The organism is Hyunsoonleella rubra (genome assembly GCF_042684665.1).
In the GTDB taxonomy this organism is placed as follows: Bacteria; Bacteroidota; Bacteroidia; order Flavobacteriales; family Flavobacteriaceae; genus Jejuia; species Jejuia rubra.
The window spans coordinates 51,485-67,046 of the sequence record NZ_JBHULY010000028.1 but is presented as its reverse complement, the minus strand read 5'-3'; the positions used below and the strand labels follow the sequence as shown (position 1 = coordinate 67,046).

Annotated in this window: 28 protein-coding genes; all 28 read right to left on the bottom strand. The window is 38.2% G+C overall.

All coding sequences use genetic code 11. From position 1 onward, the window contains the following. Positions 1 to 27: 27 nt before the first annotated feature. On the bottom strand, positions 28 to 1,317 hold the full coding sequence (eno, locus tag ACFSR8_RS12835; RefSeq protein WP_186563041.1) for a phosphopyruvate hydratase: 1,290 nt from the start codon (positions 1,315 to 1,317) through the stop codon (positions 28 to 30). A 124-nt stretch (positions 1,318 to 1,441) separates the two neighbouring features. Next, positions 1,442 to 2,566, bottom strand: a complete 1,125-nt coding sequence (carA, locus tag ACFSR8_RS12830) for a glutamine-hydrolyzing carbamoyl-phosphate synthase small subunit (protein WP_380292625.1) — start codon at positions 2,564 to 2,566, stop codon at positions 1,442 to 1,444. 137 nt (positions 2,567 to 2,703) lie between these two features. After that, complete coding sequence (gene rplQ / locus ACFSR8_RS12825) at positions 2,704 to 3,177, bottom strand: 50S ribosomal protein L17 (RefSeq protein WP_380292623.1); 474 nt, start codon at positions 3,175 to 3,177, stop codon at positions 2,704 to 2,706. Positions 3,178 to 3,299: 122 nt separating this feature from the next. Further along, positions 3,300 to 4,292 (bottom strand): DNA-directed RNA polymerase subunit alpha, encoded by a 993-nt coding sequence (locus ACFSR8_RS12820; RefSeq protein WP_186563047.1) that lies wholly within the window; start codon positions 4,290 to 4,292, stop codon positions 3,300 to 3,302. 98 nt (positions 4,293 to 4,390) lie between these two features. Beyond that, positions 4,391 to 4,996, bottom strand: coding sequence for a 30S ribosomal protein S4 (gene rpsD / locus ACFSR8_RS12815; RefSeq protein ID WP_186563049.1), 606 nt, complete (start codon positions 4,994 to 4,996; stop codon positions 4,391 to 4,393). Positions 4,997 to 5,170: 174 nt separating this feature from the next. Continuing rightward, positions 5,171 to 5,554 carry a 30S ribosomal protein S11 gene (gene rpsK, locus ACFSR8_RS12810; protein ID WP_130965058.1) on the bottom strand — a complete coding sequence of 128 codons (384 nt, stop codon included), beginning with the start codon at positions 5,552 to 5,554 and terminating at the stop codon, positions 5,171 to 5,173. Positions 5,555 to 5,653: 99 nt separating this feature from the next. Further along, positions 5,654 to 6,028: a 30S ribosomal protein S13 gene (rpsM, locus tag ACFSR8_RS12805; RefSeq protein WP_380292620.1), complete on the bottom strand. Its 375-nt coding sequence runs from the start codon at positions 6,026 to 6,028 to the stop codon at positions 5,654 to 5,656. Between the two features lie 3 nt (positions 6,029 to 6,031). Next, positions 6,032 to 6,148 (bottom strand): type B 50S ribosomal protein L36, encoded by a 117-nt coding sequence (gene ykgO, locus ACFSR8_RS12800; RefSeq protein WP_010519235.1) that lies wholly within the window; start codon positions 6,146 to 6,148, stop codon positions 6,032 to 6,034. 71 nt (positions 6,149 to 6,219) lie between these two features. Beyond that, complete coding sequence (infA, locus tag ACFSR8_RS12795; RefSeq protein ID WP_007094967.1) at positions 6,220 to 6,435, bottom strand: translation initiation factor IF-1; 216 nt, start codon at positions 6,433 to 6,435, stop codon at positions 6,220 to 6,222. Between the two features lie 53 nt (positions 6,436 to 6,488). Next, positions 6,489 to 7,856, bottom strand: coding sequence for a preprotein translocase subunit SecY (gene secY, locus ACFSR8_RS12790; RefSeq protein ID WP_380292617.1), 1,368 nt, complete (start codon positions 7,854 to 7,856; stop codon positions 6,489 to 6,491). Between the two features lie 14 nt (positions 7,857 to 7,870). Further along, positions 7,871 to 8,323 (bottom strand): 50S ribosomal protein L15, encoded by a 453-nt coding sequence (gene rplO, locus ACFSR8_RS12785; protein ID WP_380292615.1) that lies wholly within the window; start codon positions 8,321 to 8,323, stop codon positions 7,871 to 7,873. Positions 8,324 to 8,338: 15 nt separating this feature from the next. After that, the gene (gene rpmD, locus ACFSR8_RS12780; protein ID WP_186563058.1) at positions 8,339 to 8,518 is read right to left on the bottom strand and encodes a 50S ribosomal protein L30; all 180 of its coding nucleotides are present in this window, start codon (positions 8,516 to 8,518) and stop codon (positions 8,339 to 8,341) included. 109 nt (positions 8,519 to 8,627) lie between these two features. Next, positions 8,628 to 9,152, bottom strand: coding sequence for a 30S ribosomal protein S5 (rpsE, locus tag ACFSR8_RS12775; RefSeq protein WP_186563060.1), 525 nt, complete (start codon positions 9,150 to 9,152; stop codon positions 8,628 to 8,630). A 6-nt stretch (positions 9,153 to 9,158) separates the two neighbouring features. Further along, entirely contained in the window at positions 9,159 to 9,515 is a 357-nt protein-coding gene (gene rplR, locus ACFSR8_RS12770; protein WP_380292613.1) for a 50S ribosomal protein L18, read from the bottom strand. Between the two features lie 10 nt (positions 9,516 to 9,525). Continuing rightward, positions 9,526 to 10,068, bottom strand: a complete 543-nt coding sequence (gene rplF, locus ACFSR8_RS12765) for a 50S ribosomal protein L6 (RefSeq protein ID WP_380292611.1) — start codon at positions 10,066 to 10,068, stop codon at positions 9,526 to 9,528. Positions 10,069 to 10,083: 15 nt separating this feature from the next. Next, complete coding sequence (gene rpsH, locus ACFSR8_RS12760) at positions 10,084 to 10,482, bottom strand: 30S ribosomal protein S8 (protein WP_380292647.1); 399 nt, start codon at positions 10,480 to 10,482, stop codon at positions 10,084 to 10,086. A gap of 76 nt (positions 10,483 to 10,558) precedes the next feature. Then, complete coding sequence (gene rpsN / locus ACFSR8_RS12755) at positions 10,559 to 10,828, bottom strand: 30S ribosomal protein S14 (protein WP_092579393.1); 270 nt, start codon at positions 10,826 to 10,828, stop codon at positions 10,559 to 10,561. 3 nt (positions 10,829 to 10,831) lie between these two features. After that, positions 10,832 to 11,383: a 50S ribosomal protein L5 gene (rplE, locus tag ACFSR8_RS12750; RefSeq protein ID WP_380292608.1), complete on the bottom strand. Its 552-nt coding sequence runs from the start codon at positions 11,381 to 11,383 to the stop codon at positions 10,832 to 10,834. 2 nt (positions 11,384 to 11,385) lie between these two features. Next, positions 11,386 to 11,697 (bottom strand): 50S ribosomal protein L24, encoded by a 312-nt coding sequence (gene rplX / locus ACFSR8_RS12745; RefSeq protein WP_380292606.1) that lies wholly within the window; start codon positions 11,695 to 11,697, stop codon positions 11,386 to 11,388. Between the two features lie 36 nt (positions 11,698 to 11,733). Beyond that, entirely contained in the window at positions 11,734 to 12,102 is a 369-nt protein-coding gene (gene rplN, locus ACFSR8_RS12740) for a 50S ribosomal protein L14 (RefSeq protein ID WP_130937892.1), read from the bottom strand. A 2-nt stretch (positions 12,103 to 12,104) separates the two neighbouring features. Then, positions 12,105 to 12,362, bottom strand: coding sequence for a 30S ribosomal protein S17 (gene rpsQ / locus ACFSR8_RS12735; protein WP_042245209.1), 258 nt, complete (start codon positions 12,360 to 12,362; stop codon positions 12,105 to 12,107). Positions 12,363 to 12,373: 11 nt separating this feature from the next. Then, complete coding sequence (gene rpmC / locus ACFSR8_RS12730) at positions 12,374 to 12,565, bottom strand: 50S ribosomal protein L29 (protein ID WP_380292645.1); 192 nt, start codon at positions 12,563 to 12,565, stop codon at positions 12,374 to 12,376. Positions 12,566 to 12,577: 12 nt separating this feature from the next. Further along, positions 12,578 to 12,997: a 50S ribosomal protein L16 gene (gene rplP / locus ACFSR8_RS12725; protein ID WP_380292603.1), complete on the bottom strand. Its 420-nt coding sequence runs from the start codon at positions 12,995 to 12,997 to the stop codon at positions 12,578 to 12,580. Between the two features lie 20 nt (positions 12,998 to 13,017). Beyond that, positions 13,018 to 13,731 carry a 30S ribosomal protein S3 gene (gene rpsC / locus ACFSR8_RS12720; RefSeq protein WP_186563072.1) on the bottom strand — a complete coding sequence of 238 codons (714 nt, stop codon included), beginning with the start codon at positions 13,729 to 13,731 and terminating at the stop codon, positions 13,018 to 13,020. 9 nt (positions 13,732 to 13,740) lie between these two features. Beyond that, positions 13,741 to 14,148 carry a 50S ribosomal protein L22 gene (gene rplV / locus ACFSR8_RS12715; RefSeq protein WP_380292600.1) on the bottom strand — a complete coding sequence of 136 codons (408 nt, stop codon included), beginning with the start codon at positions 14,146 to 14,148 and terminating at the stop codon, positions 13,741 to 13,743. A 6-nt stretch (positions 14,149 to 14,154) separates the two neighbouring features. After that, entirely contained in the window at positions 14,155 to 14,433 is a 279-nt protein-coding gene (gene rpsS / locus ACFSR8_RS12710) for a 30S ribosomal protein S19 (protein ID WP_013869040.1), read from the bottom strand. A gap of 3 nt (positions 14,434 to 14,436) precedes the next feature. Further along, positions 14,437 to 15,264 (bottom strand): 50S ribosomal protein L2, encoded by an 828-nt coding sequence (gene rplB / locus ACFSR8_RS12705; RefSeq protein ID WP_186563075.1) that lies wholly within the window; start codon positions 15,262 to 15,264, stop codon positions 14,437 to 14,439. Positions 15,265 to 15,269: 5 nt separating this feature from the next. Beyond that, complete coding sequence (rplW, locus tag ACFSR8_RS12700; RefSeq protein ID WP_186563077.1) at positions 15,270 to 15,560, bottom strand: 50S ribosomal protein L23; 291 nt, start codon at positions 15,558 to 15,560, stop codon at positions 15,270 to 15,272. Positions 15,561 to 15,562 lie beyond the last annotated feature (2 nt).

Below are 15,562 nucleotides of genomic sequence, written 5' to 3'. Positions count from 1 at the left end.
GATTTTAATATAGTAAGAAAAACTAATCTATTTCACTTTAAACGCTTTTTCCTGAGGAAAATAAGCTACAGAGCCCAGCTCCTCCTCGATACGAAGCAATTGATTGTATTTGGCCATACGGTCGCTACGCGATGCAGAACCTGTTTTGATTTGACCACAATTTAAAGCCACCGCCAAATCTGCGATAGTGTTATCCTCAGTTTCACCTGAACGGTGAGACATTACTGAAGTATATCCAGCGTTTTTCGCCATATTTACCGCAGCGATAGTTTCGGTTAAAGAACCGATTTGGTTTACCTTAATCAAAATTGAATTGGCAATGCCGTTTTCAATACCTCGTGATAAACGCTCAACATTAGTAACATATAAATCATCACCAACCAATTGCACTTTGTCACCAACTTTTTCAGTCAAGGATTTCCAGCCGTCCCAATCATTTTCATCCATACCATCTTCAATTGAAATAATTGGATACTTTTCACAAAGTTCGGCTAAGTAGGTAGCTTGCTCTTCTGAAGTTCTTACAACTCCGGTATCGCCTTCAAATTTTGTATAATCGTATTTGCCATTAACATAAAATTCTGCAGAAGCACAATCCAAAGCGATTTTAACTTCGTCGCCAAATTTATATCCAGCGTTTCCAACCGCTTTACCGATAGTTTCAATAGCATCCTCTGTACCATCCAAAGTTGGTGCAAATCCACCTTCGTCACCTACGGCAGTACTTAAATTTCTATCGTGCAATACTTTTTTCAAATGGTGAAAAATTTCAGTACCCATTTGCATGGCATGCGTAAAGTTTTTGGCCTTTACCGGCATAATCATAAATTCCTGGAATGCAATTGGTGCATCACTATGCGAACCTCCATTGATAATGTTCATCATAGGAACTGGTAACGTGTTTGCAGAAACACCTCCAACATATCTATATAAAGGCATATTCAACTCATTAGCCGCTGCTTTTGCTGCAGCCAAAGACACACCTAAGATAGCATTAGCGCCTAACTTTGATTTGTTTGGCGTACCATCCAAATCAATCATGGTTTGATCGATAAAGTTTTGCTCAAACACGGAAACGCCAAGCAATTCCTCAGCGATTACTGAATTTACGTTATCTACGGCCTTTAAAACGCCTTTGCCCATGTAAGTATCTCCTCCGTCACGTAACTCTACGGCTTCATGTTCTCCTGTTGATGCTCCCGATGGTACGGCAGCTCTACCTAATACTCCATTTTCAGTAATTACATCTACTTCCACTGTCGGATTTCCTCTTGAATCGAGGATTTGTCTTGCGTGGATATTAATAATTGCACTCATAATTGGTTGTTTTTTTAATCTTTCGAGCCCAAATTTACGGCTAAATCTTCTGTTATTAACTAGCTTTTGTCATAAAATCTTAAAAAGAAAGCTAAAACGTTTTAGTTTGAAAATGCCTCAAATTTTACTGAACGGTGGTCAGTTTGGCTTTTTTTATATTTTCTACGAATTGATCGAATAAATAGGATGAATCATGAGGCCCTGGACTAGCCTCTGGGTGATATTGGACCGAAAATACGTTTTTATTTTTCATCGCCAATCCCGCCACAGTATCATCATTCAAATGAATATGGGTAATCTGCAAATCTGTGTTTGCCTCTGCTTCTTCCCTATTTACGGCAAAACCATGGTTTTGGGAGGTGATTTCCCCTTTTCCTGTGATTAAGTTCTTTACAGGATGATTTATACCTCGATGCCCATTGTACATTTTATAAGTTGAAACACCATTTGCAATAGCAATAACTTGATGACCCAAACAAATACCAAACAAAGGCAAATCCCGTTTGATGATTTCTTTGGCCACTCCTTGAGCATCCACTAATGGTTCTGGGTCACCGGGGCCATTGGACAGGAAATATCCATCGGGCTCAAAAGCCTCCAAATCCTCAAACTTTGCATTGTAAGGAAACACTTTTATATAACAATCCCTGCTTGCAATATTCCTCAAGATGTTCTTTTTAATGCCAATGTCCAATGCCGCTACTTTGTAAGTGGCATTTTCATCTCCGAAATAATACGGCTCTTTCGTAGATACTTTTGAAGCCAATTCCAAACCTTCCATGCTTGGAACTTCGGCTAATTGTTTCTTTAAGCCCTCAATGTTATCCACTTCAGTTGAAATCACGGCGTTCATGGCGCCATGATCCCTAATATAACTCACCAAAGCTCTGGTATCCACATCCGAAATGGCCAAAAGATTATTTTTATCCAAAAACTCTTCAAGTGAACTATCTGCTGCAGGACGTGAATAGTCGTAGCTAAAGTTTTTGACGATCAAACCAGCTATTTTTATAGAATCGGATTCTACTTCATCTTCATTGGTGCCGTAATTGCCAATATGGGCATTGGTGGCTACCATAAGTTGTCCATAATATGAAGGGTCAGTAAAAATTTCCTGATACCCCGTCATTCCAGTATTAAAACATACTTCTCCGAAAGCCGTTCCTTGCTTTCCTCCTACTGCTTTTCCATAAAAAATCGTACCATCTGCAAGCAGAACGATGGCATTTTGTCTCTTTTGGTATTTCATTGTGATGCTATATAAGATTCCCGCTTGCACTTCGACTGCGCTCAGTGTGACGTGCCGGAAAAAGTTTTACAAAAATTCAAAAAAAAAGGATAAACTAAAAATAGTTTATCCTTTATATATTAAATGCTTATTAACATTTATTCTTCTTCGTTTGATGCGTTAGTTTCAACTGGCACTGCAACAGCTGACTTACTGCCTCCTCTTCTACTTCTTCTTGTAGTTTTCTTCTTCGGCTTGCCTGCGTTATAGATTTCGTTGTAATCCACCAACTCAATCATTGCCATATCGGCGTTGTCACCCAATCGGTTACCCAACTTAATCACTCTAGTGTAACCTCCCGGTCTGTCTCCAACCTTGGTAGCTACTTCCCTGAACAACTCAGTTACGGCTTCTTTTTGTCTTAAACGACTGAAAACGATACGTCTGTTGTGGGTGGTGTCCTCTTTAGACTTAGTAATTAATGGCTCCACAAATTGTTTTAAGGCTTTTGCCTTGGCAACTGTTGTGTTAATACGTTTATGCTCAATTAAAGAACAAGCCATATTGGCCAACATTGCCTTTCTGTGGGCTGTTTTTCTTCCTAAGTGGTTGAATTTTTTTCCGTGTCTCATGACTTTTGTTTTAAACCTTTATCTTGCTACTTCACTCTTTTTGAGGAGCAAATTATAAAGGAGTTAATAATAATATATTAAAAAAGACCTACAAGGTTTTGAAAACCTTGCAGGTCTAGCAGTTAATCTTTATCTAATTTATATTTGCTTAAATCCATTCCGAAGTTCAAACCTTTAACATGAACCAATTCTTCAAGCTCAGTTAGGGATTTTTTACCGAAGTTTCGGAACTTCATCAAATCATTTTTATTGAAAGATACCAAGTCGCCTAAAGTATCTACTTCTGCAGCTTTCAAACAGTTTAACGCACGAACAGACAAGTCCATATCGATTAACTTAGTTTTAAGCAACTGACGCATGTGAAGGGATTCTTCATCATAAGTTTCAGTTTGCGCAATTTCATCAGCTTCTAAAGTGATACGCTCATCAGAGAATAACATGAAGTGGTGAATCAAGGTTTTAGCCGCTTCGGTCAATGCATCCTGAGGTGTAATTGAACCATCAGTGATGATTTCAAAAACCAATTTTTCGTAATCCGTTTTTTGCTCTACACGATAGTTCTCAATGCTATACTTAACATTTTTGATCGGTGTGTAGATAGAATCTGTAAAGATAGTTCCCATTGGAGCAGAAGGTTTTTTGTTTTCCTCTGCAGGTACATATCCTCTACCTTTTTCAATAGTGATTTCCATGTTTAGGCTCACCTTAGGATCTAAATTACAGATTACCAATTCTGAATTCAAAACTTGGAATCCAGAGATAAACTTTTGGAAATCACCAGCCAAGATTTGCTCTTGACCTGAAATTGAAATTGAGATAGATTCGTTATCGATATCCTCGATCTGTCTTTTAAAACGGACTTGTTTTAAGTTCAAGATGATTTCAGTAACATCTTCAACAACCCCAGCGATTGTTGAAAATTCGTGGTCCACGCCCTCAATTCTTACTGAGGTAATTGCAAATCCTTCCAAAGAAGACAACAACACTCTTCTTAGAGCATTACCTACTGTTAATCCGTAACCAGGTTCTAACGGTCTGAATTCGAATTTACCTTCGAAATCAGTAGAATCGATCATGATTACTTTGTCGGGCTTCTGAAAATTAAATACTGCCATTTTTGTTTCTTCGTTTTAATTGTTACTTGGTTGCGCGGTTTATAAGTTTGAAGAAGTACGAATAAACCCTTTGGCCAAATACCAATGTTGTTAATATATTATTTAGAGTATAATTCGACGATGAATTGTTCGTTGATATTTTCTGGAATTTGGATTCTAGCAGGAACAGAAACGTATGTTCCAGATTTAGTATCGTTGTTCCAAGTAATCCACTCGTAAACGTGGCTTGAGTTAGAAAGCGACCTATCGATAGCCTCAAGAGATTTTGATTTTTCTCTTACCGCTACAACATCACCTGCCTTTAGTTGATAAGAAGGAATGTTTACGATTTCACCATTTACAGTAATGTGTCTGTGGGATACCAATTGACGGGCACCACTTCTTGAAGGGGAAATTCCCATTCTGAAAACCACGTTGTCCAATCTAGATTCACATAATTGTAAAAGCACCTCACCGGTAATTCCCTGTGCTGCTCTAGCTTTTTTAAATAAGCCTCTAAATTGACGCTCTAAAATACCATAAGTGTATTTTGCTTTTTGCTTTTCCGCTAATTGAATTGCGTACTCAGATTTTTTACCACGTCTTCTGTTGTTTCCGTGTTGTCCTGGAGGATAATTTCTTTTTTCAAATGATTTATCTTCTCCGAAGATTGCTTCGCCAAACTTACGGGCGATTTTAGTTTTAGGACCAGTATATCTTGCCATTTTTAATTAATTATGAGAGTAGTTATGAATTCAGGTCTTAATCTTATCCTTCGATAACCGTTATTCTCTCGGTGATACTTGTTTTTTCGGTTTGCAAATTTACATAAAAAATTAACATCAACTGAGTAACAGATGACATTAATTTTTTACCTGAATCACGATGCAAAACCGTGATTAAACTCTTCTACGTTTTGGTGGACGACATCCGTTGTGTGGTAGTGGTGTTACATCGATAATTTCGGTAACTTCAATACCAGCATTGTGGATAGAACGGATAGCAGATTCTCTACCATTACCAGGACCTTTTACGTACACTTTTACCTTTTTTAAACCAGCTTCCAAAGCTACGCCTGCCGCATCTTCTGCTGCTAACTGGGCTGCATAAGGTGTGTTCTTTTTAGATCCTCTAAATCCCATTTTACCAGCTGACGACCATGAGATGACGTCACCTTTCTTATTGGTTAATGAAATGATGATGTTATTGAAAGAAGCTGTTACGTGTGCTTCCCCAACAGCATCTACTATTACTTTACGTTTTTTAGTACTCGACTTTGCCATTTTTTTAGTTTTTAGTGATTAGTTAATAGTCGCTAGAATCCTAAACCTTTTAAATTTCAAACAGATTCCTTCCAACGTCTAAAGACTAAAGACTATTTATTATTTAGTTGCCTTTTTCTTGTTAGCAACAGTTTTTCTTCTACCTTTTCTTGTTCTAGAGTTGTTTTTAGTACGTTGCCCTCTTAACGGAAGACCAGCTCTGTGACGAATACCTCTGTAACATCCAATATCCATCAAACGTTTAATGTTCAATTGTGTTTCAGAACGTAATTCACCTTCAATAGTATAAACCGATACAGCCTCACGGATTGCTCCGATTTCGTCGTCTGTCCAATCTTGTACCTTTGTGTCTTCGTTAACTTTAGCCGTTGCTAAAATTTCTTTTGCTCTACTTTTACCAATACCGTAGATATAGGTTAAAGAAATAGCGCCTCTTTTTTGTTTTGGTATGTCTACACCTGCAATTCTTGCCATAATTTACCCTTGTCTTTGTTTAAATCTAGGATTCTTTTTGTTTATCACGTAAAGTCTACCTTTTCTACGCACAATCTTACAATCGGCGCTTCTTTTTTTAATTGATGCTCTTACTTTCATAATAATTCAATATTCAAGGTTCCAAATCCAACGTTCAACTTAAAACTTTGAACTTTGAACTTTGAACTTTTTTAGTATCTATAAGTTATACGAGCCTTAGTTAAATCGTACGGGCTCATTTCTAATTTCACTTTATCCCCTGGTAATAATTTGATATAGTGCATGCGCATCTTACCTGAAATATGTGCCGTCACAATGTGACCATTTTCCAATTCAACACGGAACATTGCGTTTGATAACGCCTCTATTATCGTTCCGTCTTGTTCTATTGCCGCTTGTTTTGCCATTTATTTTATATTTTGTTTACAGTCAGTGCGTTACACTAACCATGCCACAATATTTATGCAACTGCTTTTCTGTTTTTACCAGTTTTCATCAAGCCGTCATAGTGCCTATTCAGTAAATAGGAATTCACTTGTTGCATCGTATCGATAGCTACACCCACCATAATCAACAATGATGTACCACCAAAGAACAATGCCCAACCTTGCTGAACGTTGATCAATTTCACGATAAATGCAGGAAATACAGCAATTAACGCCAAAAAGATAGAACCGGGCAACGTTATTTGAGACATGATTTTATCCAAATATTCAGCAGTTTCGGTTCCCGGACGAATGCCAGGAATAAAACCTCCACTTCTTTTTAAATCATCTGCCATTTTATTGGTAGGTACCGTAATTGCAGTATAGAAATAGGTGAAAATTATAATCAACAGGGCAAAAATCAAGTTGTACCAAAATCCGAAGATATCAGAAAAATTAGTCTGTAACCATTGTCCAGTTGATGTATTCTCCAAGAAGGAAGCACCACCTATTAAACCAGGCACAAACATAATTGCCTGAGCAAAGATGATTGGCATTACACCAGAAGCATTCAACTTCAAGGGAATGTATTGTCTTGAACCGCCAGCGGCTGCTCTTTCATAACCCCCAGAAGCAGTGCGTCTTGCATATTGAACAGCAATCTTTCTGACAGCCATTACTAGCATTACAGATGCGAGTATGATCACGAACCAAATCACCAATTCAATTAAAATCATAATTAAACCACCATTGGATTCCGTCACCCTAGCCGCATATTCCTGAAGGAATGACTGAGGCATGGTAGCAATAATACCTACCATAATCAATAATGAAATACCGTTTCCGATACCTTTATCGGTAATCTTCTCACCCAGCCACATCGCAAAAATACATCCCGTTACCAATATGATTACGGAAGAGAACATGAATGTAGTTGAAGAAAAACCAGTCATCAATAAGGCTCCCATTGAAGGTGCACCTGATAATGCTGGTAAACTTGCCAAATAGCCCGGTGCTTGTACCAAACAGATAGCGATAGTTAACCAACGCGTAATCTGAGTGATTTTCTTTTGACCACTTGCACCTTCCTTTTGCAGTTTCTGTAAATACGGAATGGCAATACCCATTAACTGTACAACAATAGAAGCCGAAATGTATGGCATAATTCCAAGAGCGAACACAGAAGCGTTTGAGAACCCACCACCAGTAAAAGCGTTGATTAACCAAATTAATCCACCTTCCTCGGCACTTCCCCTAAGACCAGATAATTTTGAAAAATCTATTCCTGGAAGTACAATTTGGGCACCAAAACGATATACCAATAGTATACTAAGGGTAAGGATGATTCTGTTTCTTAGCTCCTCAATTTTCCAAACATTCTTTATTGATTCTATAAGTTTCATACGTTAATGTAATCTTATAAAGTTATCGCTTCTCCACCTGCCGCTTCAATTGCAGCTTTTGCTGAAGCAGAAAACTTGTGAGCAGATACTTTCAGTTTTGCTTTCAATTCACCTCTACCCAATATCTTAACCAAATCATTCTTTCCGGCTAATCCATTATTGAAAAGTGCTTCAAAATCAACAGTATCCTTTATTTTTTTATCATCTACCAAAGCCTGTAAAGTATCCAAATTGATTGGCTGATACTCCACACGGTTGATATTTGTAAAACCAAATTTAGGCACACGTCTCTGCAATGGCATTTGCCCACCTTCAAATCCTAATTTCTTGGAATATCCAGAACGAGACTTTGCCCCTTTGTGACCACGTGTAGCCGTACCACCTTTTCCTGAACCTTGTCCGCGACCTACTCGCTTGCCTTGTGTTTTTACCGATCCTTTTGCCGGTTGTAAGTTACTTAAATTCATTTTTCAGTTTTATTTTTAAGCTTCTTCTACAGAAACTAAATGTGACACTTTAGCAATCATACCCAAAATATTTGGTGTAGCTTCATGCTCTTTTACTTGACCAATCTTTTTAAGACCTAAAGCCTCTAAAGTTCTTTTTTGTCTTTGCGTACGATTGATAGCGCTTTTAACCTTTGTTACTTTAATTTTTCCCATCTTTCTTAGTTTTTAGTCTCTAGACTTTAGTCATTAGAATTGTTAAAATTCAAAATCCAATTTTTTGATACTTCTAACGTCTAACTACTAAAGACTACCGTCTAAATAATTATGCGTTAAAAACTTGTTCAAGTGAAATACCTCTATCCCTTGCAATGGCGTTTGCATCCCTTAATTGTAATAAAGCATCAAAAGTTGCCTTTACTACGTTATGAGGGTTTGACGATCCTTGGGATTTAGATAGTACGTCGTGCACACCAACGGCTTCAAGAACTGTTCTTACAGCACCACCGGCAATTACACCGGTACCGGGCGCGGCAGGAATGATATTCACTCTTGCTCCACCATATTTTCCCTTTTGGGCGTGAGGCAAAGTTCCTTTCCTGATAGGAATACGTACCAAGTTTTTCTTAGCATCCTCAACAGCCTTTGCGATTGCGCTGGCAACGTCCTTGGATTTTCCTAAACCTTGGCCAACTACCCCGTTTTCATCACCAACCACTACAATTGCCGAAAAACCGAAAGCTCTACCACCCTTTGTTACTTTGGTAACTCTTTGTACACCAACTAAACGATCTTTAAGATCCAATCCACCTGGTTTTACCAATTCTGCGTTTTTATATTTATGATACATAATGTCTTAGAATTTAAGTCCTGCTTCCCTAGCACCTTCGGCTAATGATTTTACTCTACCGTGGTATAAATAACCACCTCTATCAAAAGAAATAGTGTCAACACCAGCTTTCAAAGCTTTTTCGGCAACAGCCTTACCTACTAAAGCCGCTATTTCCTGCTTATTTCCTTTTGCTTTCGCAATATCCTTATCTCGAGAAGACGCAGCGCTAATGGTTTTTCCAGAAACGTCATCAACTATTTGAGCATAGATTTCCTTATTACTTCTAAAAACAGTCAATCGTGGTCTAGTTGCTGTACCAGAAACGATCTTGCGGATTCTGTTTTTAATTCTTAATCTTCTTTGATTCTTTGTTAATGCCATAACTCAATTATTAAGCTGATTTACCTGCTTTTCTTCTTAATTCTTCACCAACAAACTTGATTCCTTTTCCTTTGTAAGGCTCAGGCTTACGGAATGAACGGATCTTAGCGGCTACTTGACCAACTAACTGCTTGTCGTGAGATGTCAATTTTACAATTGGATTCTTTCCTTTTTCAGAAACTGTTTCAATTTTTACCTCAGGGGCAATATTCATCACAATATTATGTGAAAACCCTAAAGCTAAATCCAGTTTCTGACCTTGGTTTGAGGCTCTGTAACCTACACCAACCAATTCCAATTCCTTAGTAAAACCTTTAGAAACACCTTCAATCATGTTATTGACAAGTGCTCTATATAATCCATGCTTTGCTTTGTGTTCTTTAGTTTCTGCAGAACGCTCAACCAAAACATTGCCTTCTTCAACTTTTACATTTACGGTATCAAAACCTTGGGTCAATTCCCCTAATTTTCCTTTAACCGTAATAACGTTATCCTTTACTTCTACTGTAACTCCCTCAGGAATTCCAACCGGGTTATTTCCTATTCTACTCATCTCTTTCTCCCTTTATTAGTAAACGTAACATAAAACTTCACCACCTACATTGTCCCTTTTGGCTTGTTTACCAGTCATTACACCATGTGATGTAGAAACAATGGCAATACCAAGACCGTTAAGTACTCTAGGTAGTTCTTTAGCACCGGCATACTTACGTAAACCTGGCGTACTAACACGTTGAATTTTCTTGATTACAGGCTCTTTCGTTTCTTTGTTGTACTTCAAAGCAATCTTGATAGTACCTTGTACAGTAGAATCGTCGAACTTGTAGCTTAAAATATATCCTTGCTCGAATAATATTTTAGTAATGTCCTTTTTTAAGTTAGACGCAGGAATCTCAACCACTCTGTGGTTGGCTCTGATTGCATTTCTAACTCGCGTTAAATAATCCGCTATTGGATCTGAATACATATATATTAATTTGCGGTAATGGTTTTCAATCCCGATGGTCATCGGGACGAACCTTCTACCAATTTATAATCTTGTTTTACCAGCTTGCCTTTTTAACTCCTGGGATCAAACCTTGGTTTGCCATTTCTCTAAAAGTAACACGAGAAATTCCAAAAGTTCTCATGTAGCCTTTAGGTCTTCCAGTAAGCTTACATCTGTTGTGCTGACGTATAGGTGAAGCATTTTTTGGTAACTTTTGTAATGCTTCGTAATCTCCAGCTTCTTTTAAAGCTTTACGCTTTTCAGCATACTTGGCTACGGTTTTAGCTCTTTTTACCTCGCGGGCTTTCATTGATTCTTTAGCCATATCTTAATTCTTTTTAAAAGGTAATCCTAATTCGCTTAATAATGATTTTGCTTCCTTATCGGTTTCTGCGGAAGTCACAAATGTGATATCCATACCAGAGATTTTGTTCACTTTATCAATGTTAATCTCCGGGAAGATGATTTGCTCAGTAACTCCTAAGTTGTAGTTACCTCTTCCATCAAATCCAGTAGCCTTGATACCATTGAAATCTCTAACACGTGGCAATGCTGAAGTTACCAGTCTATCCAAAAACTCATACATTCTTTCGCCACGCAAAGTTACTTTTGCTCCGATTGGCATCCCTTTTCTTAATTTGAAAGAAGCAACATCTTTTTTAGACATTGTAGCTATGGCTTTTTGCCCTGATATCATGGTTAACTCGTCCACAGCGTGGTCGATTAACTTTTTGTCTGCAACAGCCCCACCAACTCCTTTAGATATTACTATCTTTTGAAGTTTAGGCACTTGCATTACATTTTTATATCCAAATTCGTCTGTAAGAGCAGCAATTACTCTGCTTTTGTACTCTTCTTTAAGTCTAGGTGAATATGCCATAACTATATTACTTCATTAGATTTTACTGAAAATCTCACTTTCTTGTCGCCTTCCATTCTATACCCAACTCTTGTTGTTTCTCCCTTTGAAGTCAACAATGATAAGTTGGAAATATGAATAGCCGCTTCTTTTTCAACGATTCCACCTTGAGGGCTTTGAGCACTTGGCTTAGTGTGTTTCTTTACCAAGTTTACACCTTCAACAATCGCTTTGTTCTTATCTATTAATACCTTTTGAACTTTACCTTCAGCACCTTTGTGGTCTCCAGCAATTACTTTTACGGTATCTCCAGTTTTTATTTTAAGCTTTCCCATTTTATTGTTTTTGTTGAAACGTAATAAATTACGTTTTTACAGCACTTCTGGTGCTAATGATACAATTTTCATGAATTGTTTATCACGAAGCTCTCTAGCAACAGGTCCAAAAACACGAGTACCTCTCATTTCACCAGTTGGGTTCAATAATACACAGGCATTGTCGTCAAATCTAATATAAGATCCGTCAGGACGTCTTACTTCTTTTACGGTACGCACAACAACTGCAGTTGAAACAGCTCCCTTTTTAATGTTTCCATTAGGAGTAGCATCCTTTACAGACACTACAATTTTATCCCCTACAGAAGCGTATCTTCTTTTAGTACCACCTAATACTCGGATAGTCAATACTTCCTTTGCACCAGTGTTGTCAGCTACTTTTAATCTTGATTCTTGTTGTACCATAATTACTTAGCTCTTTCAATTATTTCAACTAATCTCCAACATTTAGACTTACTCATAGGTCTTGTTTCCATAATCCTTACGGTATCGCCTTCGTTGCAGTCATTTTTCTCGTCGTGTGCTACGTACTTTTTAGTTTTAAGTACGAACTTACCATACATAGGGTGCTTTACTTTTTTCACCTCAGAAACCACAATAGACTTCTGCATCTTGTTACTAGTAACAACTCCTATACGCTCTTTTCTTAAATTTCTTGTTTCCATATTCAGCAGAATTATTGTAGTTCTCTTTTGGTTAATTCCGTTGCAATTCTAGCTACGGTACGTCTAAGGTTACGTAACTGAATTGGATTTTCTAAAGGAGATATGGCATGAGACATTTTAAGGTCTGCATAACTCTTTTTAGTTTCACCAAGTTTTTCTTGTAGCTCAGCTACTGATAATTCTTTAATTTCTGATTGTTTCATCATCTTAAATTATTATGCTTCGTAATCTCTAGCAATTATAAACTTAGTTTTCACCGGTAATTTTTGAGCTGCCAAACGCAATGCTTCTTTTGCAACATCTAGAGGCACACCTCCAACTTCAAATAAGATTCGACCTGGCCTAACAACGGCTGCCCAATATTCCACACCACCTTTACCTTTACCCATACGTACTTCAAGAGGCTTTTTCGTGATAGGCTTGTCTGGAAAAATTTTAATCCAAAGTTGCCCTTCCCTTTTCATGTAACGTGTAGCGGCAATACGTGCGGCTTCAATTTGACGCGAGGTTAAAAAGTTCGAGTCTAGTGATTTTATACCAAAAGTCCCGTTTGAAAGTTGGTGCCCTCTTCCGGCGTTCCCTTTCATACGACCTTTTTGCTGTTTACGAAATTTTGTTCTTTTAGGCTGTAACATTTTTCTCTTGCTTTAAAAAATTACTTTCTACGACGAGGGCCTTTGTTGCCACCACGTCCACCTTTTCCACCTTTTTTGGATAACCCAACAAGAGGAGAAAGCTCTCTTTTACCATAAACTTCACCTTTCATGATCCATACTTTTACACCCAATCTACCATAAGTAGTGTGTGCCTCAACCAAAGCATAGTCAATATCGGCTCTAAAAGTTGACAAAGGAATACGTCCTTCCTTATAGTGCTCGCTACGTGCCATTTCAGCACCATTTAAACGACCACTGATTTGGATCTTGATTCCTTCAGCATTCATACGCATTGTAGCAGCGATAGCCATTTTGATTGCACGACGGTAAGAGATACGATTCTCAATTTGACGGGCAATACTCGATGCTACTAAAAATGCATCCAGTTCAGGTCTTTTGATTTCAAAAATGTTGATCTGAACTTCTTTTCCGGTAATTTTTTTAAGCTCTTCTTTCAACTTGTCTACCTCTTGGCCACCTTTTCCGATAATGATACCAGGACGGGCGGTAGTGATAGTAACGGTTACAAGCTTAAGAGTTCTTTCAATAATTACTCTACTCACACTAGCTTTTGCTAGACGTACGTGAACGTACTTTCTGATTTTATCGTCTTCGGCAAGCTTATCGCCATAATCGTCTCCTCCGTACCAGTTGGATTCCCACCCTCTGATAATTCCTAAGCGATTTCCGATTGGATTTGTCTTTTGTCCCATACTTCTATCTTAGCTTTGTGTGTTATTGTTAGCGCCAACCACTAATGTAACGTGGTTAGAACGTTTTCTAATTCTGTGTGCACGACCTTGAGGCGCAGGGCGCAGTCTTTTCAACATTGTACCGCCATCCACTCTGATTTCCTTCACGAACAATTCAGCAGACTCCACATCCGCATCCTCATTCTTAGCTTGCCAGTTAGCAATAGCGGATAATAACAACTTCTCTAAACGATTAGATGCTTCCTTATTGCTGAATTTCAAGATATTAAGTGCTCTATCTACTTTTTCACCTCTTACCAAATCGGCTACTAAACGCATTTTTCTTGGTGACGTAGGACAGTTATTAAGCTTAGCAAAAGCGATGTGCTTCTTTGCTTCCTTAATAGCGTCTGCCATTTCTTTTTTACGACTTCCCATAGCTTACTACTTTTTACCTTTATTTTTAGCACCTGCATGCCCACGGAATGAACGCGTTGGTGAAAATTCTCCTAATTTATGCCCTACCATGTTTTCAGTTACATAAACTGGAACAAATTGACGGCCATTGTGTACTGCGATAGTTTGCCCAACAAAATCAGGAGTAATCATACTGGCACGAGACCAAGTTTTGATAACAGTTTTCTTGTTAGCTTCAACGTTTGCAGCTACTTTTCTTTCTAATTTATAATGAACGTAAGGTCCTTTTTTTAATGATCTTGCCATGTCTTATTTCTTTCTACGTTCTACGATATATTTATTACTTGGATTTGTTTTAGAACGGGTTCTATATCCTTTAGCAGGAATACCGTTTCTAGAACGTGGGTGCCCACCAGAAGCACGGCCTTCACCACCACCCATTGGGTGATCAACAGGGTTCATTCTAACTGGGTTGGTACGTGGTCTTCTACCTAACCATCTTGTTCTACCGGCTTTACCGCCAACGATCAACTGATGATCAGAATTTGAAACCACTCCAATAGTTGCCATACAAGTCACCAAAATCAAACGAGTTTCACCTGAAGGTAATTTTACCGTAGCAAACTTTCCATCCCTCGCCATTAACTGAGCAAAAGCTCCAGCACTACGCGCCATAACAGCACCTTGACCTGGACGCAACTCAACGCAGGAAATAATTGTTCCTAATGGAATTTCACTCAAAGGCATTGCATTTCCAATTTCAGGAGCAACACCAGAAGCACCAGAAACTACATTTTGCCCAACTTGTAAACCATTTTGAGCAATAATGTAACGCTTCTCGCCATCTTGATAGTTCAACAACGCGATAAACGCTGTTCTGTTTGGATCGTACTCGATAGATTTTACTTCAGCAGGGATTCCAGCTTTGTCTCTTTTAAAATCAATGATACGATACTTCTTTTTATGACCACCACCAATGTAGCGCATGGTCATTTTTCCTTGACTGTTTCTACCACCAGACCTTTTTTTCGGAGCCAATAGACTTTTCTCCGGCTTATCAGTAGTAATGGCGTCATACCCATTTACTACTCTAAAACGCTGTCCTGGTGTGATTGGTTTTAATTTTCTTACTGACATTCTAATTACATATTAGCATATAAATCAATCATCTCACCTTCCGCCAGTTGTACAATTGCCTTTTTAACAGCATTTGTTTTACCATGTTGAATACCTGTTTTTGTATAACGGGTACTTCTATCTGGACGGACATTTATTGTACGAACTTTTTCAACAGAAACACCATAAGCTGCCTCAACCGCTTTTTTGATTTCTACCTTGTTCGCCTTTGTGTTCACTTCAAACCAATAGCAACCTTTCAGCTCGCTATCCGCTGTCGCTTTTTCCGTGATAATAGGTTTAATTAAGATACTCATCT